The 25,865-nt window shown below is 38.7% G+C and carries 25 protein-coding genes and 2 tRNA genes; 15 read left to right on the top strand and 12 right to left on the bottom strand.

Translation table 11 applies throughout. The features are described from left to right. Positions 1–93: 93 nt before the first annotated feature. Both FFONT_RS00835 and FFONT_RS07160 read right to left on the bottom strand, forming a co-directional pair. Positions 94–1,170, bottom strand: a complete 1,077-nt coding sequence (locus FFONT_RS00835; RefSeq protein ID WP_014557315.1) for an AAA family ATPase — start codon at positions 1,168–1,170, stop codon at positions 94–96. A 147-nt stretch (positions 1,171–1,317) separates the two neighbouring features. Beyond that, positions 1,318–1,443 carry a hypothetical protein gene (locus FFONT_RS07160; protein WP_272985758.1) on the bottom strand — a complete coding sequence of 42 codons (126 nt, stop codon included), beginning with the start codon at positions 1,441–1,443 and terminating at the stop codon, positions 1,318–1,320. Between the two features lie 1,526 nt (positions 1,444–2,969). On the opposite strand from FFONT_RS07160, the gene FFONT_RS00830 reads away from it, so the two are divergent. The 4 genes from FFONT_RS00830 to FFONT_RS00815 all read left to right on the top strand — a co-directional run bounded on the left by FFONT_RS00830 (position 2,970) and on the right by FFONT_RS00815 (position 6,490). Further along, positions 2,970–3,746 carry an SDR family NAD(P)-dependent oxidoreductase gene (locus tag FFONT_RS00830; RefSeq protein WP_014557311.1) on the top strand — a complete coding sequence of 259 codons (777 nt, stop codon included), beginning with the start codon at positions 2,970–2,972 and terminating at the stop codon, positions 3,744–3,746. Positions 3,747–3,835: 89 nt separating this feature from the next. Beyond that, a tRNA-Gly gene (locus FFONT_RS00825) sits at positions 3,836–3,911 on the top strand. A 167-nt stretch (positions 3,912–4,078) separates the two neighbouring features. Continuing rightward, positions 4,079–5,644 carry an amidohydrolase gene (locus FFONT_RS00820; RefSeq protein WP_148683456.1) on the top strand — a complete coding sequence of 522 codons (1,566 nt, stop codon included), beginning with the start codon at positions 4,079–4,081 and terminating at the stop codon, positions 5,642–5,644. A 102-nt stretch (positions 5,645–5,746) separates the two neighbouring features. Further along, a complete protein-coding gene (locus tag FFONT_RS00815; protein WP_014557309.1) occupies positions 5,747–6,490 on the top strand; it encodes a KaiC domain-containing protein in 744 nt (247 codons plus the stop codon). A 4-nt stretch (positions 6,491–6,494) separates the two neighbouring features. Here the strand turns inward: FFONT_RS00815 and FFONT_RS00810 are convergent, their stop codons facing one another. Further along, complete coding sequence (locus FFONT_RS00810) at positions 6,495–7,508, bottom strand: hypothetical protein (RefSeq protein WP_148683455.1); 1,014 nt, start codon at positions 7,506–7,508, stop codon at positions 6,495–6,497. Positions 7,509–7,643: 135 nt separating this feature from the next. On the opposite strand from FFONT_RS00810, the gene FFONT_RS00805 reads away from it, so the two are divergent. The 5 genes from FFONT_RS00805 to FFONT_RS00785 all read left to right on the top strand — a co-directional run bounded on the left by FFONT_RS00805 (position 7,644) and on the right by FFONT_RS00785 (position 10,988). Beyond that, complete coding sequence (locus FFONT_RS00805; RefSeq protein ID WP_014557307.1) at positions 7,644–8,636, top strand: TIGR00269 family protein; 993 nt, start codon at positions 7,644–7,646, stop codon at positions 8,634–8,636. Next, the gene (locus FFONT_RS00800) at positions 8,637–8,924 is read left to right on the top strand and encodes a hypothetical protein (protein ID WP_014557306.1); all 288 of its coding nucleotides are present in this window, start codon (positions 8,637–8,639) and stop codon (positions 8,922–8,924) included. Further along, positions 8,924–9,517: a LysO family transporter gene (locus FFONT_RS00795; RefSeq protein ID WP_158308277.1), complete on the top strand. Its 594-nt coding sequence runs from the start codon at positions 8,924–8,926 to the stop codon at positions 9,515–9,517. The genes FFONT_RS00800 and FFONT_RS00795 overlap by 1 nt, the downstream gene beginning before the upstream one ends. A 93-nt stretch (positions 9,518–9,610) precedes the next feature. After that, positions 9,611–10,669, top strand: coding sequence for a hypothetical protein (locus FFONT_RS00790; RefSeq protein WP_014557304.1), 1,059 nt, complete (start codon positions 9,611–9,613; stop codon positions 10,667–10,669). 28 nt (positions 10,670–10,697) lie between these two features. Next, the gene (locus tag FFONT_RS00785; RefSeq protein WP_014557303.1) at positions 10,698–10,988 is read left to right on the top strand and encodes a DUF211 domain-containing protein; all 291 of its coding nucleotides are present in this window, start codon (positions 10,698–10,700) and stop codon (positions 10,986–10,988) included. Here FFONT_RS00785 and FFONT_RS00780 read toward each other — a convergent pair. Next, positions 10,974–11,522 (bottom strand): ATP:cob(I)alamin adenosyltransferase, encoded by a 549-nt coding sequence (locus FFONT_RS00780; RefSeq protein WP_014557302.1) that lies wholly within the window; start codon positions 11,520–11,522, stop codon positions 10,974–10,976. The two genes, FFONT_RS00785 and FFONT_RS00780, sit on opposite strands and share 15 nt — an antisense overlap. Positions 11,523–11,874: 352 nt before the next feature. Between FFONT_RS00780 and pdo the strand changes: the two genes are divergently transcribed. From pdo to FFONT_RS00765, 3 genes are all read left to right on the top strand, one after another. After that, on the top strand, positions 11,875–12,588 hold the full coding sequence (gene pdo / locus FFONT_RS00775) for a protein disulfide oxidoreductase (RefSeq protein ID WP_014557301.1): 714 nt from the start codon (positions 11,875–11,877) through the stop codon (positions 12,586–12,588). 42 nt (positions 12,589–12,630) lie between these two features. Next, positions 12,631–13,740 (top strand): site-2 protease family protein, encoded by a 1,110-nt coding sequence (locus FFONT_RS00770; RefSeq protein ID WP_014557300.1) that lies wholly within the window; start codon positions 12,631–12,633, stop codon positions 13,738–13,740. Positions 13,741–13,821: 81 nt separating this feature from the next. Then, positions 13,822–14,724 (top strand): Mrp/NBP35 family ATP-binding protein, encoded by a 903-nt coding sequence (locus FFONT_RS00765; protein ID WP_014557299.1) that lies wholly within the window; start codon positions 13,822–13,824, stop codon positions 14,722–14,724. Here the strand turns inward: FFONT_RS00765 and FFONT_RS00760 are convergent. After that, positions 14,710–15,018: an MGMT family protein gene (locus FFONT_RS00760; RefSeq protein ID WP_014557298.1), complete on the bottom strand. Its 309-nt coding sequence runs from the start codon at positions 15,016–15,018 to the stop codon at positions 14,710–14,712. The genes FFONT_RS00765 and FFONT_RS00760 overlap by 15 nt on opposite strands. A 136-nt stretch (positions 15,019–15,154) precedes the next feature. On the opposite strand from FFONT_RS00760, the gene FFONT_RS00755 reads away from it, so the two are divergent. Both FFONT_RS00755 and FFONT_RS00750 read left to right on the top strand, forming a co-directional pair. Continuing rightward, on the top strand, positions 15,155–15,457 hold the full coding sequence (locus FFONT_RS00755; protein WP_014557297.1) for a hypothetical protein: 303 nt from the start codon (positions 15,155–15,157) through the stop codon (positions 15,455–15,457). A gap of 74 nt (positions 15,458–15,531) precedes the next feature. Beyond that, positions 15,532–15,606 (top strand) — tRNA-Arg (locus FFONT_RS00750). Between the two features lie 134 nt (positions 15,607–15,740). Here FFONT_RS00750 and FFONT_RS00745 read toward each other — a convergent pair. The 6 genes from FFONT_RS00745 to FFONT_RS00720 form a co-directional block, all read right to left on the bottom strand. Then, positions 15,741–16,739, bottom strand: coding sequence for a DHH family phosphoesterase (locus FFONT_RS00745; protein WP_014557296.1), 999 nt, complete (start codon positions 16,737–16,739; stop codon positions 15,741–15,743). Further along, a complete protein-coding gene (locus FFONT_RS00740; RefSeq protein ID WP_014557295.1) occupies positions 16,736–17,725 on the bottom strand; it encodes an ABC transporter ATP-binding protein in 990 nt (329 codons plus the stop codon). The genes FFONT_RS00745 and FFONT_RS00740 overlap by 4 nt, the downstream gene beginning before the upstream one ends. Beyond that, complete coding sequence (locus FFONT_RS00735) at positions 17,722–19,413, bottom strand: ABC transporter permease (protein ID WP_014557294.1); 1,692 nt, start codon at positions 19,411–19,413, stop codon at positions 17,722–17,724. The genes FFONT_RS00740 and FFONT_RS00735 overlap by 4 nt, the downstream gene beginning before the upstream one ends. 20 nt (positions 19,414–19,433) lie before the next feature. Further along, positions 19,434–20,906: an ABC transporter substrate-binding protein gene (locus FFONT_RS00730; protein ID WP_014557293.1), complete on the bottom strand. Its 1,473-nt coding sequence runs from the start codon at positions 20,904–20,906 to the stop codon at positions 19,434–19,436. A 239-nt stretch (positions 20,907–21,145) separates the two neighbouring features. Further along, complete coding sequence (locus FFONT_RS00725; protein WP_014557292.1) at positions 21,146–21,907, bottom strand: MBL fold metallo-hydrolase; 762 nt, start codon at positions 21,905–21,907, stop codon at positions 21,146–21,148. A 105-nt stretch (positions 21,908–22,012) separates the two neighbouring features. Beyond that, positions 22,013–22,825 (bottom strand): CBS domain-containing protein, encoded by an 813-nt coding sequence (locus tag FFONT_RS00720; RefSeq protein ID WP_148683454.1) that lies wholly within the window; start codon positions 22,823–22,825, stop codon positions 22,013–22,015. A gap of 137 nt (positions 22,826–22,962) precedes the next feature. Here FFONT_RS00720 and FFONT_RS00715 point away from each other — a divergent pair, with 137 nt between their 5' ends. Then, positions 22,963–23,619 (top strand): class I SAM-dependent methyltransferase, encoded by a 657-nt coding sequence (locus tag FFONT_RS00715; protein ID WP_158308276.1) that lies wholly within the window; start codon positions 22,963–22,965, stop codon positions 23,617–23,619. Positions 23,620–23,639: 20 nt separating this feature from the next. Here FFONT_RS00715 and FFONT_RS00710 read toward each other — a convergent pair whose 3' ends face one another. Then, positions 23,640–25,601 (bottom strand): arginine--tRNA ligase, encoded by a 1,962-nt coding sequence (locus tag FFONT_RS00710; RefSeq protein WP_014557289.1) that lies wholly within the window; start codon positions 25,599–25,601, stop codon positions 23,640–23,642. Positions 25,602–25,865 lie beyond the last annotated feature (264 nt).

Raw genomic sequence — 25,865 nt, 5'->3', positions numbered from 1 at the left:
TGGTGTTATGGTTCTAAAATAATAACCTATTAATATTGAACAAAATCGCTTAAAATAGTCTTAAAAACCTTTATTCTTCAAAGATCACTTTTACTATAAGTTCCTTGCAGCTTCTTCAGCAAGAGGATCTAGGAAATTGTTCTGATCATCAATTATTGAATATTTCCTCAACGTAATGAGGATATCATAAAGCACCCTTTCACTTAAAACCCTTCCTTCCAAATCTTCCATTTTTTTCTTGAGCTCTTTCCATTCTCTTTCTCCATTAGCGAGAAATTTTAATACGGCTCTATATCTTTCTGCACTTACCCTGTTTTTTAAAAAGTTCTCAAGCTCCTGCCTAGCCATTGTAACAGCCTCTCTCCATATACTTTCAAAATCTCTATTCTGCATTGTTCTAGAATATCCGTAATAAGTCAGCCAGCCAATAATGCCGTCAAGCTTATCAACAGCAGCTTCTAATTCTTCATCATTTACTCTAATTTTCGATTCTTCGAATCCCCTTTTCAAGAAATCTATAGATTTTTCCTTGTCAAGCCTTCTAGTCTTTACTTCAAGGTAAGCTCTTCCGTAGAGTGGAGCGTTCGGCTCATCGAAGAATCGGTATAGTACACCCATTTCCGAGCCAGAAACGATAAATGATAAATTCCTCAAGTGATCATACGAATATGCAATGGCATTAGCCAGCTCTACAGATAATTTTCCTGTTACCCTCTGAAGTTCATCAAAGACAATAACCGCTTTTATTCCGTGTTCAACGCATGATTCATCTAAAGCTCTAAGAATTTCCACAAGCGAAGCTCTATCTTTCCCCCATGAAAGAGAAACTTCGAATCCATCTACAGATATGCCTCTAATCAGCTTAAGCATCTTGGTTAAGGACTTGTAAAACTTTTCTTTGTTTGAGATTCTAGTAAGAAAGTCAGTGAGCCCTTCGGATAAGAGATGATATAGGTCTCTTCTTGAATTCGGCATGCTTCTCATATCAAAGAAAACATAAGGAATGTCGGAATCATTGAGAGTGGAAAGAATGAGAGATGTTTTTCCCGTTCTTCTTAAGCCCGATACTACTAAAAGTGGTTCTCCTATATTTTTCTTGAGAAATTCAAATTCTTTTTCGAAATCGTAAAGATCTTTTTTATTTACTTTTGGCCTCGGATCAAATAACATTTTCACACCGAAAGTTACTTTCGTGCCGAAAGTAAAAAACTTTTCTAAAACTATTCATCATAAAAATTCTAGCAAATTTGGAAAATTACAGATATAGGATTAGAGTTGAAAGGGTTTTTATCGACTTGCATCAAAAAACTATAAAATCTAGTTCCTTAGCCATCTGTAAATAGCGATTGTTAATACCGGATTGCCACCCATTATAAAAAGAGCTTTAACGTGGTAAGGCTTTCCAATAAGTATTGCTTCAAGCGCAGAAGGATAGTTGGTCATTGGTATTTTATTTTTAGGCTTCGTGAGCATGAGATGAAGAGGGTTTGATGATTGGTATCGTGTTGGATTTGAAAATTTTTATTAGGTTGTTAGAGAGGAAGGTTTTGGTTCCTTGCGTATTTCGGTACCGTTTTTTGAGTTTGATCGTTTTTAGGATTTTGGTAGTTCGCAGAAGTAGTGTTGATCGAAGAATTGCAGTCTATATACTTATACGATTAACAATTTGAGCCATCTTGTCCGTGTTACTTTTTTTGGTTTTGCTACTAATCGTTCTGAGTTTGTTAGTATTACTGTCCTTTATATGGGTAGTTCTTCTCTCCATATCTCCATTTGTCTTAGCATGTCTAGGAATTCCGTAAGATCCATCTTAATTCTTTTCTTCTTTTAGGATTTGTATTTTTGAGTGCGGAATATAACTGTTTAGAGCATACAGAGGCTTCCTATTTGCTGTTGTTGGAAAGAAGATTGAAAGCAATAATGTTGAAGAAATAAGATGCCTTTCTGAGTGATATAGAGAAAGCGTTTATATTCATAAGGCTTCCACCAGATGTGCCGATGTAAAAGAAATTTTCTCTAACGAAGATTTCCGATGAGGGTCTCCATGAAAACATCCGAGCATTATGTCAAGACAACCAAGCTTAAAATTCGGTGTGTTTAACTGGAGATTAAAAACACCGGCGGTTGATTTAACCTCATTTCCAATGCGCCGTGCGGAGACCAAGAAAAAAGATGTCCGAGCATTTCAATCATGCTCACAATTAACTGTTAAGCTCATTTCTCCTTTTTAAGATGGAGGACAACTGGTATTAAAAATGAATGTTCTCTAACCTCGAAAATGGCAAAATAGCTATTTAAATTCACTAAAAGGTAAATGAAGAAATGCTGTACAGAGTGCCAAAAATCTTACAGAAAAAGTTTATATCTAATGAAGCTATCCGATTTTTCAGTATTAAATTACACTAAAAATTAAGGGGATTTTGTTAGCTATCCTTTCACAAAAAATTGGGTAAAATACATAGCTAATCGGCGAAAATTTTCCGTTTTCTCAAAGCTTATGGTGTTCCCACAAATCATACAAAACTTTCATACATATATATCAATTGAAGGAAAAGAAGTAAAACTTAAAAGCATTTATATAGAGGAAAATCTTCCTTTTAAATAGCTAAACTCCTTTCTTTTGAAGTGGAACATCTTCCAAAGTATTTCCATAACTTTTCCAAAAAATTGATTCAAAGTATTTCTCCATATTAAAACTGCAGAGGTGTTTTATAAAGTGCACCGATAAATTTACTGATCGATCAATCGCTAAATCGATTATCGAAGCGTCCGGGCAATTGGAAATTCAAATTAAAAAATCTTCTAAAAATAAGCTGAAAAAGCGCTTTTTTTACTGGTTCTCCGATCTTTGAATTCTTTTTCACAGTAACAAATTAATTTTATGAAAAAATTATAAAATATAAAATTATATAAAATATATACTCACTTTTAAATAGTATAGAAGATTATAATATAAAATGGTGTAAAAATTGTGTGAAAGATTAAAAGATAGAGTAGTGGTAATAACAGGTGCTGCAAGAGGCATTGGATATGCTACAGCAATGCTCGCAGCGAAGGAAGGGGCAAAGGTAGCAGTGTGCGATGTTCTTGAAGATGAAGGGAAAAAGGCTGCAGAGGAGATTAAGAGGACAACTGGGAATCAAAACGTAAAATTCTACAGGCTTGATGTGACGAACGAAGATGAGGTAAAGAGAACATTTGAGCAGATCTCAAAAGATCTGGGAGATGTCTACGGGTTGGTTAACAACGCTGGAATAGCGGGAGTGAGCAAGCCCACTCATGAGATAACGCTTGAAGAGTGGAATAAGGTCATAAATGTTAACCTCAATGGAGTGTTCCTCTGCACAAAGCACGCAGTTCCATACATGATTAAAAACAACAGAGGTAGCATAGTAAACCTGTCTTCTATTTATGGAATAGTAGGAGCTCCGGATGTACCTCCATATCATGCTTCAAAAGGAGCCGTAAGGATCATGACTAAGGTCGATGCTCTATTCTATGCGAAATATAACATAAGAGTGAATTCTGTCCATCCTGGATTTATTGATACTCCAATGGTGAGGGGTTATGCGGAGGGTACAGGAAATAGAGATGCGGTATATGAGGCCCTAAAGAAGCTGCATCCTCTTGGAAGGCTTGGAAGGCCGGAGGAGATCGCCTCAGTTATCGTATTTTTGCTGAGCGATGAGTCATCTTTCATGACTGGTTCAGAAGTTGTAGTAGATGGGGGATATACGGCTCAATAATTTTTTAACAATCCCCTATACTCCTTTTTTGAAAAAGCAAAAAAATTATAAGGATTTTTTCATTAAACATCACTAGTTGAGGAACAAGAGCGGCGGTCGTCTAGCCTGGACTAGGACGTCGGCCTTCCAAGCCGGTGATCCCGGGTTCAAATCCCGGCCGCCGCATTTTTTGAATTAGCTATAAATAACTGCAATTCTTTAATTTCTAAAAGCGCAAAATTTATTGCTTTTTAAATTTTTGCAAAATCCTATTTGACCTCCTTCTTCGCTTTTAAGAACCCACATCCTTTAAAGTGAGTGATTATAATTATATTCAAGTGATGGGGAGCTTTATGGTAACGGGTTTCGTTAATGCGAAGATATATGCGTCTTTTAACCCTTTGAGGATAGAAGAGGCAATGATCGTAAGCGAGGGTAGGGTTGTATATGTGGGTAAGGAAGGCATTGTGAGAGATGTGGTCAGAAAGCTCAATGGAAAAATATTAGACCTTAATGGAAGAGTGGTCCTTCCTGGATTTATTGACTCGCATATGCACTTGGATGAACTCGGAATGTTTTTAAATATGCTTGATCTGAGAGAAGTGAAGAGCGTAGAAGAAATGAAGTCTATGCTTAGGGAATACGTTCGAAAAGCAAGAAATTCCTGGATCCTCGGGCACGGATGGGATCAAGAAAAAATGGAGAGATGGCCAACTAGGCACGACCTGGATGAAGTTGTAAAGGAGAAGCCAGTAATGCTTACAAGGATCTGCATGCATGCTGCAGTTCTAAATACTAAAGCTATGGAACTCACTGGTCTTATAAACAGCGATCTTCCTGGTGTTATGAAGGATGAGAATGGAATTCCAACTGGAGTGGTGAAAGAGGAGTCGTTTGAAGTTGCAAGGAGAAAGTTTTCGGAATCCCTCACCATTGACGATTACTCAAAGTTTTTGGAAGATGCGATGAATTACACATCTTCCCAAGGAGTAACTACTGTGGGGTTCGTGAGCTGTAGCTTAAAGGCTTTCAAAGCTCTTATGAAGATAAAAGATGAGGGCAGGATGAAGGTTAGGGTAAGGGCTTATTTGAATTATCAAGAAGCTATGGAATTATTCGACTTCTTTAAGAGTTTGGGATTAAAAAGAGGGGTAGGGGATGATATGTTGAAGCTCATGGGAATTAAAATAATAGCAGACGGAAGCCTTGGCGCAAGAACCGCATGGCTTTCAAGCCCATACTCTGATGACCCAGAAAATAGCGGTCATTCAAATATTGATGAACAAGTTCTAATGGAAATTGTTAAAGCTGCGGACGAGCTGGGGCTACAGATTGCTGTTCATGGAATTGGAGATAGGGCAATAGATATGATAATTAGCGCTTACGAAAAGCTTGGAAATTTAAAGGAGAAAAGGCATAGGATAGAGCACGCATCAATCCTGAGGCCTGACCAATTAGAAAAGATTGCTGAACTTGGAATAGCTATATCACTTCAGCCGCGCTTTGTAATATCTGACTGGTGGATCAAAAATAGAGTTGGAGAGGAAAGGATCAGGTTGGCTTACCCATTCAAGTCGATGATTAAGAAAGGAATTAAACTGGGATTTTCCACAGACTCTCCAGTAGAATCGCTGAACCCATGGGAAACGGTTTATAGCTCCATTACAAGGGGAAAATACGAAAATTTGCCAATATATGAATTCACGAAAGATGAAAGGATAAACTTAGAGGAGTCTCTCTATTTCTATACAGAGGGCTCTGCATATCTCCTGTTTGAAGAGAGTAGTTTGGGAAGCCTAGAAGAAGGAAAATACGCCGACTTCATCGTTGTAAATAGAAATCCGTTTGAGCTCGATGAGAGAGAGATCAGAGATGTAAAGATAGAGGAGACGTATCTTTCAGGCATTCGCGTCAAATAAACCACAGAAAAGTTTCAGAAAAAGTTTCAGATAAAAATATTCAGTAAATAATTTATTACACGCCTGCATAATATATTATAAAATCATTATGAGTGATAAAAAGTGTCTTTTACTATTGAAAGGGTAAAAACATGGATCCCCGGGCTTGATGAGCTACTGAATGGGGGGATTCCTAAAAGAAACGTTGTCATAATCACCGGAGGGCCGGGAACAGGAAAGACAATACTTTCGCAGCACTTTCTGTACAATGGACTTGTGAGGGGAGAGGCTTCAGTATATGTGTCTTTAGAGGAGCATCCCGTTCAAGTGAGGAGAGCTATGGCTACGTTCGGCTGGGATGTGAAAAAATTTGAAGAGGAGGGAAAGTTCGCTATTGTAGATGCATTTACTTCGGGCATAGGTGAAGCTGCGAAAAGAGAGAAGTATGTTGTAAAAAGCGTTGATGATGTCGGAGAGCTCATAGATGTAATTAGAATGGCTATTAAAGAGACAAATGCTCAGAGAGTAGTTATAGATTCCGTCTCCACTTTATACATGACTAAGCCTGCAATTGCCAGAAATACAGTAATGCAACTAAAAAGGATACTTTCTGGATTGGGAACAACAAGCTTTTTAATTTCCCAAGTAAGCGTAACAGAAAGAGGCTTCGGAGGTCCTGGCGTTGAGCATGCTGCTGATGGGATAATAAGGCTAGATCTTGACGAATATGATGGGCAGCTTTTAAGGTCTATAATTGTTTGGAAGATGAGGGGCACTGCGCATGATATGAGAAGACATCCTTTCGATATAACTGATAAGGGAATAATTATATATCATGACAAGGTCTTCAAAAGCCACGTGATGTGATTTTTCATATGTACCTACAGTACTTTACTAATACATCTTCTATTTTTTTCAAATCATAACCGCTCTTCAGCCTTACAATGCTTATATTTCTATGGCCTCCAGTATTAACAGCCATGCCAATAGCATAGAGCTCGTCCGCGATTTTTTTAGCAGTTGCATTTTTAGTCCTTATCACCAAAATCTCTCCATCCTTTACTTTAGCTAAAAGAGCGACAGGTGCCTTGAACTTCCTCGCTAACCTCGTCGCAAGACTGGAGACGCCTCTCCTCTTCCACTTCTTTCTCGCGTCAACAAACCTGAAGCATCCGACCCTCCTCGCGCTTATTGCAAGGTCTTCCACTGCCTTTTCAAGCTCCTCATCTCTCTTTTTTATTTCCTCTTCAACTTTATTCAGTATTTCCAAATCGCTTTTTCCCAAAGGTATCGGGAGTGGGTTGGATAGCCACCTAACCATTTTCTCCCAAAACTTCTCCTCCCTGTTCAGCTTTAGAGCCCTCGAGATCGTAGCCACAACTCTAACGGTCTCCTTTATTTCATCAGATGGCTTCCTCCCTAGCTCTATATACCAAAGAGCCTTCGCAAAAAGCTCAAGCCTTTGAGGAAGCTGGAGCTTAATTTCGTGAGCAATATCCAATAAATGCATGGACGTAGGCTTATCCTTCCCCAGTCTAAACTTGTCAATAAATTTTCTAAGCACCTCGACATTGTCTATTGTGGAGAAGTGGTGATCTACATAAATGACTTGCGTGTTAGGACAGCTCTTTTTTATGTCTTCAAAAATCCCAAAATTTTCCTGGATATATGGTATGTCTAGAAACGCAATAAACTCGGGGCACCCAGAATAATCGTTCATAACTTTTCTCAATTCTCTGGGACCGCTAGGTCTTACATATACGACAAGCTTTTTATTTGAAGGGTACGCTCTGCTGTTCTGCATATACGAAAGTATTGCAGCGGAGACTGCTCCATCAGCGTCCCAATCGCCGATTATTAAAGCATCTTCTTTCGTTAAAAGCAAAATAGTCACCTTTGTTAAAATTCAATTGATCTTTTTCATATTTTAATATAAACTTTTTCTAAAAATTATCTCTTTTTTTAAACAAAATGTATTTAATTTCTCATTTCAATAATACTGATGCAAGTGCGTGAGATTGTGAAGTGCAGTTTGTGCGGAAGAGAGGCAGTTTTCTATCAAGCCTTCACGAACAAGTATCTCTGCAGAGAGTGCTTTATAGAGGATGTTAGGAAAAGGATTGCAAACGAAGTAAAAGATAAGAGGATGTTCTCAGAAAGAGACAATCTCCTCCTCGCAATTAGCGGAGGAAAAGACAGCTTTGTTCTTCTAGATGCAGTATCGCATTTTCACCCTTCAAGCAAAATTATAGCACTATCAATTGTAGAGGGAATTCCCGGATATAATAGGCAGGAGTACATAGAAAGGATAAAGAAATATACTAAAGAGAGGGGCATAGATACAGTAATAACCAGCATAAAGGAATTTGTGGGCTATTCCCTTGGAGAAATAGTAGAAAAATCTCGTGAAATGGGGATTGAGCTCTCTCCCTGCACTTACTGCGGCAGCTTGAGGAGAAGGATAATTAATGTCTATGCCAGAGAGCTCGGAGCAGACAGGACACTCACAGCCCACAATCTGGATGATGAGGTTCAAACCGTTTTTATGAACATACTTAGAGGAGATCCGGAAAGGCTACTGAGACAGCACCCACTTTCCCCTAAGTTGAGCGACAAGCTAGTGCAGAGAGTAAAGCCCTTGAGAAAGATATACGAGTATGAGGCAGCATTTTATGCCTATTTACTTGGATTCAAATTTCAAGAAACCGAGTGTCCGTATATAATCTACCAGCCGACATTGAGAGCAAGAATAAGGCACTGGCTCTACATGCTTGAAAGGGAAGCTCCGGGCGTTGAGCTGAGGATTTTGGAATTTTTTGATAACTTGCTTTTAGATAGAACAAACAAGCTGAAGGAACTAAACTCCCTCCCAACTTGCAGAATATGTGGCGAGCCGACGAGCATCGGAAGAGATGTATGCAAGCTCTGCGAAATGCTTGAAAAAGCTGGAATAGAACCAAAATACAACTATCCTAAACATATGGGAAAATGGAGAGCAAAAGGTGAAGGATAAATGGATGAAATTGCATATTTGGGCATTCTCTACTTTGCAATATTTATAGGATTTCTCGCTGGAATTTTTGGAAGGAAAAGGTTTGAAAACGGAAAGGGAGTGAAAAAGGCCATTGGCTATGGGCTAGAAATTTCAGTTCTTGTTATAATATTTTCTGTGGGTATGGAGATGGGCTCAAGCTGGGAAACCGCAGACGTCTTTCTGATCACAATATCTTCAATAATGGGAGTGTTAAGTGGAATTTTAGGAGCTTTTCTAGCAAAAATAGTTATGAAAGGTACCAAATGATGAAGTTTTATCAAGCAGTAATTCTCGCGTTCATAGCTGGTTTTATTGCAGGAAAGTTATTTAGGCCTGAGAATGTAAGTCTTTTAATGGAGAATTCTTTTTTAGTGATGCTTGTGTTTTTTGCCAGCATAGAAGCATCTTTAAGGATTAGGGAAATCAAAAGCTTTAGAAAGGCGTTTTTAGGAGTAAGAACGCTGTTGTTCGGAATTTTAGGTTCTCTTATAACGGGTTTGCTTTTCTTTTTTGTGCTTGGGAAGGGCTCCATACCTGCATGCATGGGGCTCGGATGGTATACTTTTACAGGTCCATATTTAAGCGCTTTAGGCGGAAGCACTCTAGGAACTATAGGCTTCTTTTCCAATTTGTCCCGTGAGCTCTTCGGCATAATCGCATTTCCAAGCATTCAAAAATACTTTGGAGATTTTGGCGCAGTAACTTATGCCGGAGATCCTGTATATGACGTTTTGTTTCCATTTGTGCTTAAGTACTGCAAGAGTGAAGATAGCGTTATCGCTGCTTTCGTGCAGGGCTTCCTGACAGGATTTGTGGTTCCAATAATTGTTCCCTTATCATTTATATTGGTAAATCTTTAGCATGTTTTTTAATTAGGCAAATGATAAAAGCTAAAACTGTCAAATGATATATATTGCTTTTTAGTTAAGAATTATTGAAAGGGTGACATTATTTTGGATGATAGCACTTTAACAGCACTATTGGAAAAAAAGTTCAGCGGTGAGGCTCTTAGCGAATCGGTAGTAATAGGCGAAAGCATTGGCGGTCTGTATAGACCTTCTAAGCAGTCAGTCTATTTTCACAAAGTGAAGAACAATTCTAAAGCTACTTTATCACTGCTTGAAATAGGAGCAATTTTTGACAAGCAGGAAAGCGTTAAGTGGAGGATCTGGTTCGATGGTATTTCTGTATCAAAACAATTTAAGCCGAATTTTATATTACCTATTGGAGAAAATACATATGGAGCTACGGTGATAGACATCACCCCGCTTGTAAATAGAGAGGCGAAGAGGAGGTTCCATAAGCTTACAGTTATATCCTCGACACCTGTGTTTTTGACCCATGCGACGATTATAAAGCTAATTGAAGATAATTCGGATACGACTAACTGGATAAAGTATTATACTGGAGGGGCTATTATAAAGAGCCAGGAAATAAAGAAGATATCCGTAAAAAGCAATGAATTGAGGCAAAATAACATTCACTTTAACATATTTGCGCAGAAAGTTCCTCAGTATTTAGAGATAAGGGTTAATGAGAGATACGTTAAGCGCTTAGAGATTTCAAAAAATTGCGATGATTATCAAATTCCCTTTGACAAGGAGCCCATATTTACTTTAAGTTTTAAGAATGATGGAATTGATGTCGGCGGAAAGAGCAAGAGTTTCATATTAATTACAAATTTGATAGTGAACTCTGCAAGCAAGAAACAGCGGAGCATAGATTTGGAGGCGGAGATAAGGGGAAGAAATGAAAGCGGTGTAATCGTAAATGTAGACGTCTTCAATAATTCTGAAAGTCCGCTCGAAGCACCGATGCTGGTTGCATTTTCTTCAGGTATTCTCGTATCAAAAATTGACTTAGAAAGCATACAGCCAAAAAGCTCAGCAAAGAGGGAGCTGGTGCTTAAGTTGCCTCCTAATTCTAGTTCGATTACTTTGAGGTTGATATGGAAGGAAAATAGCGAGCCGCAATATATAGAAAAAAAGATAAAGATAACAAATCAAATATAATTTTGGAATAGGCCGGTGATAATAAGATATGGGCATTTTAAGGGCCGTTCTGGATGTTCTCATTCCAATCAAAGGAATAGGCATTGATGAGCTCTCGCTAGTTTTAGAAAGAGTGAGGGGAGTTGAAGGTGTAAACATAACTGTCAAAGAGATTGATGTAGAAACGGAGTCAATCTTAATAGTGATAGAGGGCAGAGATATTGATCTGAAAGAAGTTGAAAGGGAGCTCTTAAACTATGGAGGAGTAATACACAGCATTGATCAGGTAATTTCTGGGAAAAAAATCGTAGAAATTCCGGAATTTTTATACGAGCTTTGAGCTTCCACACTCTATCCTTTTGGTCTCATATCCCAATTTGCCGTTTATGGCTAATTGTATTCCATACAAAGCGCTACTCGCTCTATTCAAAATGGAAAGGACCAGCTTTTCTTTGTTTATGACCTCCTTTCTTGAAATTAAATCTATAAGTCTTCTTTCAACTCTCCTGACTATTGCCCTAGATAGCGATACGGCTGCTGCAGCGGGATGCCCACCGTTGAGCAAAAATAGAGGCTTTGCATAAATTGAATATTTATCTGCTATGCTCTCAAGTACTTTTAAGTCTTCTTCGCTGATGCAGTCCTTACCAGCGATAGTAAAACCTATCCTGAACAAAAGGGTTTGGATCCAATCAACCTCGCTTTTTATTTCCTTAAGCTCATCTGGAATCAAGCTACTAGCTAGCCCTAAGGAAGCTTCAGCCTCATCAAGCTCTCCGACGAATTCAACAAACGGATGATTCTTAGGAACCATTTCTAGATACTTCATGCAGAACGTGCTTCCCTCATCGCCTTTTTTTGAGTACAGCTTCATGATTAAAAACCTTCAATTTGTTGATATGGACATGTTGTATAATCTGATCTCCAGATATTTTAAATTAAAAATTTTGAAATTCAAGAAACAGGATTAAAAAGGTAAGACGCTGACCTTAAAAGAAAGAGTATTCGAGGATCAAGTGCTAAAATGAACTGACTCCCTTACCATACTCATATCTTATCATCGGGCTTTAAAAAATAATACCTTAGGAATATTCAAACATCATACTAAGATAGAGGAGGCTCTCGGATTAAATATGACATTTCTAATGTGCAAAAAAAGATCTTTACGTTAACCTTTTAATCCTTCAAACGAAAGAGTGATTATGTCATTTTTTAGGTGAATAATCATGAGTTCAGAAGAAGAGACATCCGAATTTAATGAAGAGCACCCAATGGTGCCTGGAGGAGAGCTTGACGAAGAAACATTAGAGGCTCTCGAAGAGGCGCTTAGAGATATGGCATCTCCAGTGATTGCAGAGATTTTTGTTAAAGAAAGCTGCTACTACTGTCAGGAAACGATAAAGCTTTTAAGTTATTTCAGGGAAAAAAGTCCTAGCGTAAACGGAAAAAAGCTGTTTGATTTTGTTGTATATGATAAAGAAAAGGATGTAGAGAAATTTAAGCAGTATGGAATATCAAGAACGCCTACTGTAACATTAGTTGAGGGAAGGATAAGATATACTGGTATACCTTCAGGAGAGGAGATAAGGAGCTTAGTAGAGACAATTATCAGAATTAGTCAGAACGATTCAGGTCTTGAAGAAAGCAGCAAGCAAACCATCAAAAGCATAAACAGAAAGGTGTATATTGAAGTTATAATTACTCCATCATGCCCATACTGTCCATATGCAGCGCTGCTTGCAAACATGATCGCTTTCGAATCATACAAATCAGGAAACAAATCCGTAATTGCAGATACAGTAGAAGCTTATGAGAACCCTGACATCGCTGACAAATACAATGTGATGAGCGTGCCTGTAATAGCAATAAATGGAGAAGTTGCATTTGTGGGACTTCCTTACGAAGTTGACTTCGTCGAAAAGGTAAAAGAATTAAGCTAAAGTTATATATGCCTTTTTTGATTTTTTTATGTGTGATGATCGTTGAATGATGTAGTTTTAACGGTTGTCGCGATCGTTACTTATTGGGTCATAGCACTCGCCATTGGGTATGCTTTAAGGAAAAAATTTAAAGGATTGGAAGTTTCCCCCTTTTTTATAATTTTTAAAAAGCCTTCTGCTCTCTCCTTTTTGGATAAATATGAAAAAAACAAGTTTCTGAGAGGATTAATATACGCTTCAGTAATTCTCACGTTCATATCGCTCTTCATGTTCTATTACTACATGATCGAAGCTGTAGCTTTAAGGTTTTCAGGATACAGCTCAGGTGGTCTCGTTCCAATTATACCTGGGATAACAATAAAAGGAACCGCTATTATCTACATACTTATTTCTATAGGAATAGCTGCCCTAATCCATGAGCTTTCTCATGCGTTTGCATCAAGGGTAGCACATATCCCCGTTAAAAACGTAGGATTCATACTTGCAGTATTTATACCGGCCGCATTTGTGGAGCCGGACGAAGAGGCGTTCAAAAAAGCATCTTTTAAAGATAAGATTAAAATACTCTCTGCTGGGCCTTCATCTAACCTGATAATAGCGTTCATCTTTCTAATTCTAATTTTACTCATGACAGTAAATGCTGTCGGAGCGACAGTGGTTTCTGTGGAAAGTGGATCTCCAGCACAAATTTATGGAATAAAGCCGGGTTACACGATACTGGAAATAAACGGTACAAAAATAGGCTCTCCATATGATATAGGGCCGATAATCGAGAACTACACCAACAGTGGGGTTTGGTTCAATATTACATATAGATCTCCAAGCTCTGAAAACCTCAGCTGGTTGCTTGTCTACAAGCCCTCGAATGTAAGTAAGATTGGAATCACAATCGAGCAGGCAAAAGGCATACAATCACTTCCGGATAGTGTTTATTTTCCCATGCTGGAATTTTTCACATTTATGTATGTTATAAACTTCAGCCTCGCGATAATAAATGCGGCGCCTATTTTTATCACTGATGGAGGGAGGATAATAAGCGAAATCATTTCGTTGAAAATCCCTGGAAATAAAGGAAAAGCTCTGAATTTCTTCATACAGACTTTTACGCTGCTTTTAGTACTTTCAGCAATAACCTTTACTCCAATTGCATGAGATCTGCATTTGAAAGCATTACATATGTATTCTTTATAAAACCTCAATTGTTAACTATATACAGTAGAAAGGGTGTATAGCATGTCAGAAAGCAGAAGCGGAAAAAATGATCTGAGAATTAGGGAAATGAAGGCAGGGAGCACTACTACTAATCCGAAAAAGGCAGCCGAAGAGATAGATCAGTACATAAGCATGATGCAGAAAAAGTTTGAAAAAATAAAAAACAGGATAATGATCTTCAGCGGCAAAGGTGGTGTCGGAAAGACCTTTATAGCTGCATCTATAGCTATGTATCTTTCAAAAATGGGCTATAAGGTTGGGGTATATGATGCTGATGAGACGGGATCCGTAATACCATTCGTTCTCGGGAATTCCGATGCCGAAATATATATGGAAGAAAGCTCTGGAGAGCTTATTCCTGCAAACATTAAAGGTATACAGGTAATGAGTCTTGAGTTAATGCTAAAAGAAAAGGACTCTCCTCTAATTTGGCAGGGCGCTTTAAGAACGAAGTTCATACTTCAAACCCTCGCTTTGACTCGATGGGAGGATCTCGACTTCCTAATATTCGACATGCCTCCAGGTACTGGTGATGAGGCTATTACAATTTCTCAATATGTACCTTCACCAAAATATGCAATCATCGTCTCATCTCCCGGAAAGCTATCTGAAGGAGTTGTTAGAAAGGCAGTGGTCTTTCTCAAGAAAATGGAGATTCCCATACTAGGGATCGTTGAAAACATGAGTCATTACACTTGCGATGATGGCAGTAAAATCGAAGTTTTTGGAAAAAGCTACATCGAGGAGATTGCAAGGGATCACGGGATTGAGGCTTTAGGAAAAATTCCTTTAGATGAAAGGATCAGAGAGTCCCAGGATAAGGGCGTTCCTATTTATGAGCTTGCAAGCGGGAGCGAAATTGACAGATCTCTTGAACTCTTAGCGAAAAAAATCATTGAAAAGCTGAGCTCAAAGGATCTCTGAAAGTTTATAAAAATTACTTCTTTTTATCTTTCCATTACTGCAAAATTCAACTCCTTCTAGTTCCAAAAGCCTTCTTTTAAATTCTTTACCGCTAAAAGCAGAATAACCTCCCAGATTGCCGTTTTTCATTACAACTCTATGGCAGGGAACCAAGATGGGCTCATCGTTCTTTGATAATATTTTTCCAACTGATCTCGGTGACCAGCCAGTTATCTTTGAGAGCTCACTGTAGCTTGTAACTTTTCCAGGAGGAATCAGCTGAAGAAGAATTTTGACTAATTCTAATTTGTCCAAGTCCTTACTCCTCTCTGACCTCCTCCCCGCCTAAAGGGCGAGGCTTTCAGTTGTAAGATCTCTCTAATGGCATGTTAAAAAATATTATTGAAAAGATGAATAATATTTTAATAGTAAAAAAGATAAGGAATGTAATATGGGAACAATAGATATTTCTTTATTTGTAAGAGTGCCTGAAGCTGGTTATTTAACCTCTCTCTCGGACGCTATTTCCAGCATTCTCAGAGAGAAGACACACGTGGGCGGAACGATAACAGGCTTGACAGAAGAAGGATGCGTCTTGTTTGCACAGCCGCACTTTTCGAGCATTCAATGGCTCGATGAGCAACAGAAGATAGGATTTAAGATAAGGATTATCTGTGAAGAGCCGATATCCGTTTATAAAGTTATAAAGAGCATAAGAAGCAAAATAGAAAGAGAGATTGCGCTTGAATTTTAAACCAATATAATTGAAGAAGTTTTAAGTACATGAAAAGGTTTTTTAAAGTAATTTGTATAAACAAAATATTTGAAGGGCCCGTAGCCTAGCCAGGATAGGGCGCCAGCCTCCTAAGCTGGTGGTCCGGGGTTCAAATCCCCGCGGGCCCGTTAGCTTCTGCTATTTTTCTGCGTATATTAGGTTTCCCATGCTTCTTTAATTGAAAAATAGCTCCAGGGTTTTATCTATCTGATCTTTATTATTTCTAAAAGAACGATATTACGTAATGAACAGGATAAAAAATTTAAATCTCTTTCTTAATAACGTTAAAGGGGATGCATGAAACTTCTTTTACAGTATTTAAGAGCTTCTTTTTTGCCAAATCAACAGCAAGCCCATAGAGCTTCATTTTCATAAGTAGTGTAAGAAAATTGGGAAAAGGAGCTCCTGAAGCTTCCGGATGCCCGCCACCTCCCAGCTTGAAAGCTATTTCTCTAACGTTGCACTTTTTCGACCTAAATTCATATTTCCCTCTCTTATCCACCACAACTACGATATCTGAATTTCTTACAGACATAAGATACTGAGCAAGCATGCTTGTGCTCAGATCGTTATGACTTTTAAATACAAATGTCAGTTTGATCCCTTCTATATTGATATCTTCCGCTTTTTCTCTATAAAATCCCATGAGCTCAATTTCCCTGTCAAACACTTCTACGGCTTTATTTTTTGATGCTTCAATTAGCGTTTCGAAGCTCGGGGACTTTACAAATATGCTATGAACGTATTCGAGCCATTTTTTTCCTCTGCCATTGCCTACAAATCTAACCAAAAAAGGTGCAGCCCAGTCGTTAAATATCCATAAATCTGCTGAGCACACAGATTTGGAAAGCATATAAGAAAAAATATCATCGGTGTTCAAATTTCTATAAACAACCTCAGTAGCGCAGTGATTTTCGTCAACTCTCAGATCTACACCTTGCTTGATGAGATCATCCTTCCACTCATTATTCCATATGTGATGGTCAAACCATCTTATTCTAGCTCCTTTTTCCCTCGATATTTTTTCCAACGCTCTTTCTACTTCTTTAATAGTTGAGGCATTCGGACCTATATCGGTAATAACCAGTTCATCGAAACTTTCATCAGATTTTGCTATGCTCTTAACCGCCTTTAAAAGCTGGTAAGGCTCAACGAATATAACTTTATAGCTTTCAGGCTTTGTATTTCTTATGTATAGGGATGAAGAGCCTACTCCGTCTAGATCTGTGTGAGTTATCGAAATTAATTTGAAATTTCTCATTGAGGGACTCTCTCCTCATTTTTAAACTTAAGCATTAAATCTCTTGGGATCGATATCCCAACTTTTTGTCCTTCAGAAATTTCTTCACTAGGCAAAACCCTCACAATCACGCTGTGTTTTTCATCAATTGAAATCTCCAATAGCTTGTAAGCACCTAAGTACTGAATTTCTTCAACTAATCCGCTGATGTCTCCATCGGTGTTTACAATTTCAGCATCTTCTGGCCTAAACCCAACAAGGTCAGCATCATCTATACCAAAAAACGACGCAGGAAGCAAGTTGCTCAGTCCAATAAAGGTAAAAATAAATGTGTTCTTAGGTTTCCTGTAGATTTCAGCGGGACTGCCGTCTTGAACGATTTTGCCGGAATTCAGTATTACTATATTATCAGCTATTGCCATAGCCTCTTCCTGATCATGTGTTACATGTATTACAGTCATGTTCAGCTTCCTTTGCAATTCCTTTAGAAATACCCTGACCTCAAGTCTTAGCCTCGCATCTAAATTACTCAAAGGCTCGTCGAGGAGAAGTATTTTTGGCTCCTTAACTAGGGCTCTTGCAATTGCGACCCTCTGTTGCTGTCCACCAGAAAGCTGATGAGGATACTTATGAAGCTCGCTGGAGATCCCGAGTATCTCAGCGACATTCTTAACTTTCTCATCTATTGTCTTTCTGTCTAGCTTTTTTATTTTAAGCGGAACGGAAATATTTTCATACGCAGTTAAATGAGGGTAAAGAGCATAGTTCTGAAATACGAGCCCTATATCTCTTTTCCATGCTGGAACATTTGTTATGTCGACACCATCTAGTATTATCTTCCCCTCATCTGGGAGTTCCAATCCTGCAATGAGCCTGAGGGTGGTAGTCTTTCCAGATCCAGAAGAGCCTAAAACTACATTGTAGCTTTTTTCTTTGAAAGTATATTCCTCTATCCTAAGCTCAAACTGACCATATCTCTTTCTCAAATTTTCAAGCCTTAGTGTCATATTTTTCCACCACTTGAGCCCCAAATTTTTTCAAGGTTATTCCTACCGAAGTAGAGGAGCACCAGAGACGGGATTGAACTTATGACTCCGGCCGCAGCTACACCCCCATAGCTCATAGAAACAGGACTCATGAGGAGTCCTATGAATATTGAAAAGGTCTGAGCCCCTGAAAAGCTTAAAGGCTTACTGAGATCATATGGCGAATAGGTAAAAGCTAGAGGAAAGATGAGCGCTCCCCAGCTATACAAAAATGCATAGATGGCCGCAACGCTGAGACCGCTTCTGCTCAATGGCAGAACCATTTTGTAGAATACCTTAAGCCTGTTCATACCATCCATCTGAGCAGCTTCTTCGATCTGCTTTGGAAATTTTAAATAATAATTATACATTATCCACGTCGTTATTGGGATCGTCATTATTGGATATGTCAGTATTAAGGCCCACCACGTATTAATTATACCTAGTATTTTTAAAAATGCGAAAATTGGGATTATGTATATAAGCGTAGGAGTAGCGTTGAGGTAGAGGATGTAGATAAGCAACTTGCTACCGCCAAATTTATGAGATGCCATCGAATACGCCAATGGGGAAACGAGAAAGAGGGTTATAAGAGTATTTATAGAAGCCACTGCAAGTGTAGTTATTATATAGGGCAAACCTTGAGTAAACATGAGATCGAAGTTGGCAAACGTTACTGACCTCGGATATAGTAAGGGAGGGATGCTTATAAGCTCAATAGGTGTCTTCAGTGCTATATTTATAATCCAGTACATCGGTATGAGGAAGAAGGCTAGGTAAATAGCAACAATAAGCTTATGCAACCAGAGGGGAGCTTCAGAGTTTGGTATAAAGTCCGGAACGGACAGCCTCATGAACTTCTGAGATCCTAAAGTTTTTATGTAGATAATAGCGAGAGCTGTTGATAGTAGCGACATGAGAACAATTATGGCAGCTGCATATCCAGGAACACCGGAGTAAAACTGGTCAAAGGCGTAATATGCTAAATTGTCCAGAATCCTCGGCCCAGCTTGAGATGTGCCTATATAAATTGGGTCAAATGTAAAGAGTCCAGTTATCATCATAAGGACAAAAGCCGTAAGTATTTGAGGCGAGATGAGAGGAAGATCTATCATAAAGAATCTCTTTGCACCTGCAAGACCATCAGAGCTGGCAGCATGCTGTATTTCTTTTGGTATTGAAACCAATCCGGAATAAATTATAAGCGTAGCCATCGGAAGGCTTCTCCACACATCTATAAGCACAACGGTCCAAATTGATGAAGCTAAGTTGGTTTTTGTGAGGTAATATGCTACTCCAAAGAACGGATTTATCATGAGGTACCACATGCTTGCAGCTGTGACAGGAGGAATAAATGCAGGAAGCATTATGAGGAACAGCCACTTGCTCCCTACCCTTTTCAGTGCAACAGCTAAGGGAATCGCGAAGATTATGTCAATAATCGGGGTTGCAAACATGTATAAAAGCGTATTCACTATGATCCTGGAAAGATATGGATCCTTTTTAAACCAGAAATAGTTTTCAAGACCTGTATATATCAATCTTCCGAGAGGATCCTGAGTATATAAGCTTAAGATGAAGTTACTTACTATAGGATAAATTGTAAATATGAGAATATAAGCTATGGCTGGAAGTGAAATTAAAAAAATATATTTGTCTATTTTCCTCATGAACTACACCAAAAAAAAGTTTATGAGGAAACTTTCATAAGGTTTATCCACTGTTGCTCTATGTAATTCACTGCGTCCTGCGCGCTTATTTTTCCTCTAAAGTAGTCGGCGACAGTATTAATGAATATTGGTCTCAAATCTGTAAAGAAGTTGCTAATGTAGTTTACGAGGGCCATTCTCTGAAGGTTCGGTATGGTCATGTTCTTCAGCAAAGGTATGAAGTTTGCAACCCATGCAGTATTGTTAACGGTTGCTGCAACCTCCATACCGGAAAACGTAGCCGGCATGAAACCATATAATTCAGCTCCCTTCTTATATTCTTGAGCCGTCGTCATAAATGCAATGAAGTCCGCAGCTAGGTCTGGGTTCTTTGAGTTCGGATTGATTCCTATAAATGTTGGTGCCTGACCTGTTGCAACGCTTGGAAGTGGCGCAATCCCGATGTTCCCTGCTACCTTAGAGAGAGATGCGTTGTTGTAAATTGGTATGAAGCTCGTCCAAGCCGCAACCATCGCATAATCTCCAGTTAAGAACAGGTCTCTGAGCTGATCGTATTCCATTGCCTGCTGGTCAATTGGAGGCTGGAACTGGATCAATTGCTTATATGTTTCAAGTGCCTGAACACCAGCGGTGCAATTTATTGTAGGCACGATCGTTTTGTTGACGAGCTTGAAAAACGCCCAGTATCCCTGAACAGGGATTCCCTGCTGACTTGATTGCGGAACTTGAGTGCACGGATCGTTTATCGCATATGTGTAGAATATTGAAACATACCCATTGAATATCGACTGAGTCAATCCATCAGGGAATAGAAGGGCGTATTTGGTTATGTTTTGAGATTGAATGAATTGGGCACCATCTATAAGCTTGTCCCAAGTATCCCACTTCGTAGGATCAAAGTCAAAGCCATATTTGGATTTGAACTCATTTGCTAGTGTCTGATTTTCGAATATGCTCTTTTGATAAATGAGCACATAACCGAATACCTGCTGGAACGGCACTCCTGATATCTTAACAACTCCTCCTTGTGAATCTAGAAGGTATGCCGGAAGGAGTGTGGATGGCGGTATATCGCTTAAATTAAATACCCCTTTCGTAAAGTAGGGCCTCACATCAAGGAGGTATGGTCCTAATGTTGACGCTTGTGAAGGATAATATATAATTAAATCAGGAGAAGGATTCTGGTTTCTGAGAGATGTTAAAGCTGTAGAGACCAACTGTCCGAATGGAACAGGTTGAACCTGGATAGTAACTCCAGGGTTTTTCGACATAAAGTCATTCGCGACCATCTGCACGTATGGTAGAAGAGTAGGATCTCCGCTTGGCACAAGCACTGTAAGAGATCCATTCAAGCCAGAAGTAGTTGTGGTGGTTGTTGTTGGGGAGGTTCCTCCCCTGTTTTCCATCGCGTAATAGGCTACAATCCCTATAACGGCAATGACAATTACAATTCCTATGATTGCAATTGTGGATATAGCTCTCTTTTTACCCATAAATAAGATCACCTATTTTTAAGTTAAAATTTGTTATAATCTGTTTTAAATTTTCTTATCTTCAATTTGCAAATCCAAATAAAATTTAAAATGATAAAAGCCCAGTTATTTTAGCATGAAGCTACCTTCATAAAAATCAAGGGTAATACTTTTTCTAAAAAATGAGGATACTATACTCTGAGAAGTAGAGAAGTTTTTGTAGTGTAAGAAGTTAGGATTTATCCCTAACGATCGAAGAATTAAGAGAGTATGATCCTATCAAGGTCATTTGCAAATATTACTTTGCCGTTTAACGATTTTGGTAAAATTTGATAACTGCTATTCAAGTTATTGAAGTTTTCATCTATATGATTTAAAATCAGCTTTTCAGCTCCAATTGCTTTTGCCGCTTCAATTGCTTCTAAAACAGTGGAATGTCCATATTTATGACATAAATCTTTGTTTCTCTCATCACAAGTCGCCTCATGAACAAGGTATTTTACCCCCTTTAATACGGAAATCAAAGATTCACATGGTTCGGATGTATCTGAAGAAAATCCTAATGAGTTCCCCCTCTTATCGAGGATCTTCAACCCGTAGCTTTCAATAGTATGACATGCGGGTGCTGGAATCAAAGTGAGGTCATTTAATTTATAGGTTTCATGTACTTTAACTGTTTCAACTGAAAAGGAGAAGCTTATGTTTGAAAAGAGGTGGGGTGCAGCTGTTCTTATCATGCTCTCTATTCCATTGGGACCAATTATTTTAAGTGGCTTGCTCCTTTTTTCAATATGGGCTTGGAATAAAAGCTCCGGTAATCCCAAAAAATGATCCATATGGTAGTGAGTTATGAATATTGCATCAATTTCCTTTAGCAAGCCTCTTTCACCGAGCCTGTAATGGCATCCCACTCCGCAGTCGATTAAGAGAGCTGTCTCTTCACTGAAAACTACAGACGAAGCCCTCCATCTATTTGAGCCTGGACTACCTCCAGCTCCTGTTCCAATGAACAAAATCTCCATTCTGTGACACCTACATATATCAAAAATTTCTAAATTTCCCTTTTTAATATGTATTGATTTTATGCTAATCTAAAATTTTTAACAAACAGTTTAAAATTTTTAGGTTCAGTAGTTAAAAAGCAGAACTTTCAATAAATCCCTATCGCTTATGATTTTTACGCTTCCATTAATTCTTACCAATACAGCTCCAAGCCTTTCAAAGTAGATTAAAGACGCAGCTTCCTTCAGAGAATAGGTACAATCAATCTGCCATGGATTTTCTGAAACATACGCAACCATCTCCTCAACTGGCTTTCTGCTACCTTTAAGGAGGAGATCGACTGAATGCTCAGAAAGCACGTAGTAAAGTATTTTCAATAATGATGTCATGCCGTATATTTCTTCCCCCTTCATCACTAGAAGCTGCTTCACTCCAGTGCTCAGCATAAGCCCTACAGCAACCAGTATCTCTTCATCGAAATCGACAGACTGCGGCTCTGGAGCTGGAACTTCGCACGGGCTCAAGTCTATATGCTCTGGGATCGCTTTTAGTAAATTTCTCTCATCAATTGCACCCATGATCTCGTTATTTTCTATAACTGGGACAAAGCCTATATTTTTGTTCACCAAAAGATCGATGACGTCGTCCAGGGAGCTCTCAATATTAAGGGAGATGATTGGAGATGATGCGTAGTATTTTATAGGACTTTCCAGTATTTTCCCAAGCCTTCCAGATTCAAGTATTTCTATTCCTTCTTCACCTTCTACAAAAATGGCCTTTGCAATATCCCTTATGCTCACAACCCCCCATGCCCTTCCGCTGTCATCCACTATTATTGAATGATTCCTATTCCTCTTCAGCATTTCCCTAGAAACTGCAAGCAGAGAATCAGCCCAATTCATTACGACTGGCTTTTTATCAATGAAATCCCTTATCAAGCAAAACACCTAAAATTCGAAATTAACAATTTAAAATTATCATAACATAATAAAAAACGTTTTGTAGGAAATTGCAGGAATGGATATAGAGTTTGTTTTTTAAATGTAAAAGTGTTAATTTTTCCTGGTTGATTAAATTGAATAACAAAGGAAAAAGGATCACTTTTAAAATTTTTGATGAGCGAACGAAAGAATATGACTCATGGTTTGATAAACAACAAAAAATATATAAAAGCGAGGTTGATCTCGCTAAAAGATTTCCGTGCATAAGCCCTTGTTTAGAAATTGGAGTAGGTACAGGGAGATTCGCTAAACCATTAAATGTCGAATTTGGTATAGATCCTTCTGTCTCATCTCTTAAAATCTCAGCAGAAAAAGGGATTGAAGTAATTAGGGCGACTGCTGAATATCTCCCGCTTAGAGATGAGAGTTTCAATACAGCCTACCTAATCGTCACACTATGCTTCGTAGAGGACCCTAACAGGACTCTTCTGGAAGCTTTTAGAATATTAAAGCCAGAGGGAAAACTGGTCACATGTGTCGTCCCGCTTGATTCACAATGGGGATCTTTTTACGAAGAAAAGAAGAAGAAAGAAGAGACTTTCTTCTATAAGGAAGCCGTATTCTTCACAAAGAAAGAGATTAAGGAAATGATCAGCAATGCAGGCTTCATTCTGGAAAAATTTGGCAGCGTGCTTCACTACCCTCCTAATTCGAGTCCAGTTCCAGAAGAGCCTTCTTTTAATGAAAACGGATCATTTGTCTGCTATGAAGCAAAAAAGCCGATAGTTTAAAAAGTGAAGAAAATTTTGATTTACATTTTCTCTAATGTCACAACTCCAACTATATTGAGAGCTGATCCAATAATGCTCTTCACGGCATTTACTGTGGCAATTTTTAGAGCCCTGTACCTTTCATCCTTTTCACCAAGAACCGGGACGTTGTCATACCAGCTGTTGAATTTCTGAGAGATATCGCCTAAATATGCCACAATGAGCTCAGGCTTCAGTTCAGTTGTAGATTTGTGAATCACCCATGGGAATTTTGAGAGAGATCTTATCAGCTTATATGTCTGATCGTCTTTCTCTATGATATCAAATTCCGTGGGCCTTTCATAGCTTCCGGCCTTTGCCAATAGGCTGAAAGCTCTTGCATAGGTATATTGAACATATGGAGCGGTATTCTTCTCAAAGTTTATTACATCATTCAGCTTAAGTACGAGAGGCTTCTCCGAAGAAATGCTTACAAGCGAGTACCTAACAGCGCTCCTGCCTACAGCTTTGTACACTTGTTCGACGTCTTCAGCAACCTGCCCCTTCCTCTTCAAAAGCTCCTGCTTTGCTGCGTTTTCAGACATCTCAATTAGCTCATCTAGGCTAACAAACCTTCCTCTTCTTCCACTCATTTTGTATCCAGGGAGATTTACCATCTCATATGAGTAATGAATAAGCCTTTCTGCGTACTCTCTATATCCCAAAGAGTAGAGAGCTAGCCTGAGCTGCGCCTGCGGAAGGGTCTGCTCCTTTGCTATTACGTTTATAACGTAATCTGCATTGAACTCCTTGAACTTTTTAATAGAGTAGGCGATATCCCTCGTAGTATATAGGGTAGTTCCATCGCTCCTTTTCAAAATCAGAGGAGGAATATCCATCTCTTTTGGTATGAACAGCTTTTCCTTTAAGCTATCGTTCAGAATGGTCTCGTAGCTTAAAGCCTCTGCTCCTTTATATATAGTGAAGACTTGGGATTCTCTAGCTTTCCTTAAAATTTCATCAACAAGACCGCTCCAAACAAGGTCGCTTTCATAATCCCATTTATCAAACTCTATCCCAAGCTTACCCAGAGTCTCTTTAAAGCCTCCTATCACAAGCTCTATAACTTCTCTGAATATTTTCACTACATTTTCATCGTGCTGCTCATATCTCAGAGAAAGTTGAGAAATCTCCTTTTCAGGATCTTCGTCTTTCATAATTTTTTCTGCAAGCACATCAAAAATCTCCGGCGATCTATCCCTTATCCTCGCGCTTTCTGCAACCAGCTCATCCTGCTGAGCAATTAAAGCTTGGTAATCGTCCTCGCTAGCACTTTTAATCTTCTTCTTTAACTCGTTAATTTCAACAAGTATATTTGTGGCAGCATATATTTCCCCTATCCTATGATCGATTTTTTCCTCATTCAAAAATCTCTTCCAATCACCATCTTCATTAAGCTTTAATATCCCATATATAAGCAAAGCCATCTGTCTGCCCATATCATCTATGTAGAACCTTCTCTCAATGTTCATTCCGTAGAATTTTAGCAACCTGCTTATAGTATCGCCCAAGCAGGAATTTCTGGCATGCCCTATGTGCAGTGGGTGAAGTGGATTTGCGCTCGTGTGTTCAACGACAATGTTCAATTTTTTAACTGCCTGACCACCGCCGTAGTTATCTAGATCTCTAAAAAATTCCTCAAAGAATTTTTTTGCAAACTCCACTCTGTTAAACTTTAAATTCAAGTACCCTGAAGTGTATGTAGCGTCGATTTTTACTCCAGAAGCTTCGGTAAGTTTTCTGCTCAGCTCTTTAGTATAATCTTCAATGCCTCTCTTCATCTGCCTTATTTCTCTAACAAGAGGGTAAGACAGATCAGCATCTACATTTTCAGGAGGCTCAGAGATCAAGAAAAGCCTGTCTTGAGAAGACGGACCCAGCTCGTCATCAAGAGATTCCCTTAAAGCAAGAAGTATCCGGTTGTACAAATATTTATCATTTATACTTAGTGGAAGATTCGCCATTTCGCTCTTACCCTTTTAACAGAATATGGTTCATTTAAAAATTTAATTCAAGCATTTATTTACCTTTTTATTAAAAAAAAGAAAGATAAGAGTCTGAATTCACCTTGATGATTCTAACATTCTTCCATTCTTTTGTGCTGAACAGCATTTCAGCTACTCTCTCTTGCCCCTTGAAGCTTGGTATTCTTCCTCTTACATCCTTTAGAAATACGAGATTCGTCTACTCTCAAGGAGGGACCAAATTCTCTTCCTTATCGCTTCTTT

It is taken from the genome of Fervidicoccus fontis Kam940 (assembly GCF_000258425.1).
GTDB lineage: Archaea > Thermoproteota > Thermoprotei_A > Sulfolobales > Fervidicoccaceae > Fervidicoccus > Fervidicoccus fontis.
This window is presented reverse-complemented; position numbering and strand designations above follow the sequence as displayed.

What these genes read in the sequence shown, in the direction of transcription:
- FFONT_RS00745 (WP_014557296.1), bottom strand. Translation starts at nt 16,739, where the DNA reads ATGAGAAATTTCAAATTAATTTCGATAACTCACACAGATCTAGACGGA.
- FFONT_RS00740 (WP_014557295.1), bottom strand. Translation starts at nt 17,725, where the DNA reads ATGACACTAAGGCTTGAAAATTTGAGAAAGAGATATGGTCAGTTTGAG.
- FFONT_RS00730 (WP_014557293.1), bottom strand. Translation starts at nt 20,906, where the DNA reads ATGGGTAAAAAGAGAGCTATATCCACAATTGCAATCATAGGAATTGTA.
- pdo (WP_014557301.1), top strand. Translation starts at nt 11,875, where the DNA reads ATGAGTTCAGAAGAAGAGACATCCGAATTTAATGAAGAGCACCCAATG.
- FFONT_RS00765 (WP_014557299.1), top strand. Translation starts at nt 13,822, where the DNA reads ATGTCAGAAAGCAGAAGCGGAAAAAATGATCTGAGAATTAGGGAAATG.
- FFONT_RS00780 (WP_014557302.1), bottom strand. Translation starts at nt 11,522, where the DNA reads ATGAAGCTGTACTCAAAAAAAGGCGATGAGGGAAGCACGTTCTGCATG.
- FFONT_RS00735 (WP_014557294.1), bottom strand. Translation starts at nt 19,413, where the DNA reads ATGAGGAAAATAGACAAATATATTTTTTTAATTTCACTTCCAGCCATA.
- FFONT_RS00835 (WP_014557315.1), bottom strand. Translation starts at nt 1,170, where the DNA reads ATGTTATTTGATCCGAGGCCAAAAGTAAATAAAAAAGATCTTTACGAT.
- FFONT_RS07160 (WP_272985758.1), bottom strand. Translation starts at nt 1,443, where the DNA reads ATGACCAACTATCCTTCTGCGCTTGAAGCAATACTTATTGGAAAGCCT.
- FFONT_RS00800 (WP_014557306.1), top strand. Translation starts at nt 8,637, where the DNA reads ATGGATGAAATTGCATATTTGGGCATTCTCTACTTTGCAATATTTATA.
- FFONT_RS00725 (WP_014557292.1), bottom strand. Translation starts at nt 21,907, where the DNA reads ATGGAGATTTTGTTCATTGGAACAGGAGCTGGAGGTAGTCCAGGCTCA.
- FFONT_RS00710 (WP_014557289.1), bottom strand. Translation starts at nt 25,601, where the DNA reads ATGGCGAATCTTCCACTAAGTATAAATGATAAATATTTGTACAACCGG.
- FFONT_RS00755 (WP_014557297.1), top strand. Translation starts at nt 15,155, where the DNA reads ATGGGAACAATAGATATTTCTTTATTTGTAAGAGTGCCTGAAGCTGGT.
- FFONT_RS00795 (WP_158308277.1), top strand. Translation starts at nt 8,924, where the DNA reads ATGAAGTTTTATCAAGCAGTAATTCTCGCGTTCATAGCTGGTTTTATT.
- FFONT_RS00785 (WP_014557303.1), top strand. Translation starts at nt 10,698, where the DNA reads ATGGGCATTTTAAGGGCCGTTCTGGATGTTCTCATTCCAATCAAAGGA.
- FFONT_RS00820 (WP_148683456.1), top strand. Translation starts at nt 4,079, where the DNA reads ATGGTAACGGGTTTCGTTAATGCGAAGATATATGCGTCTTTTAACCCT.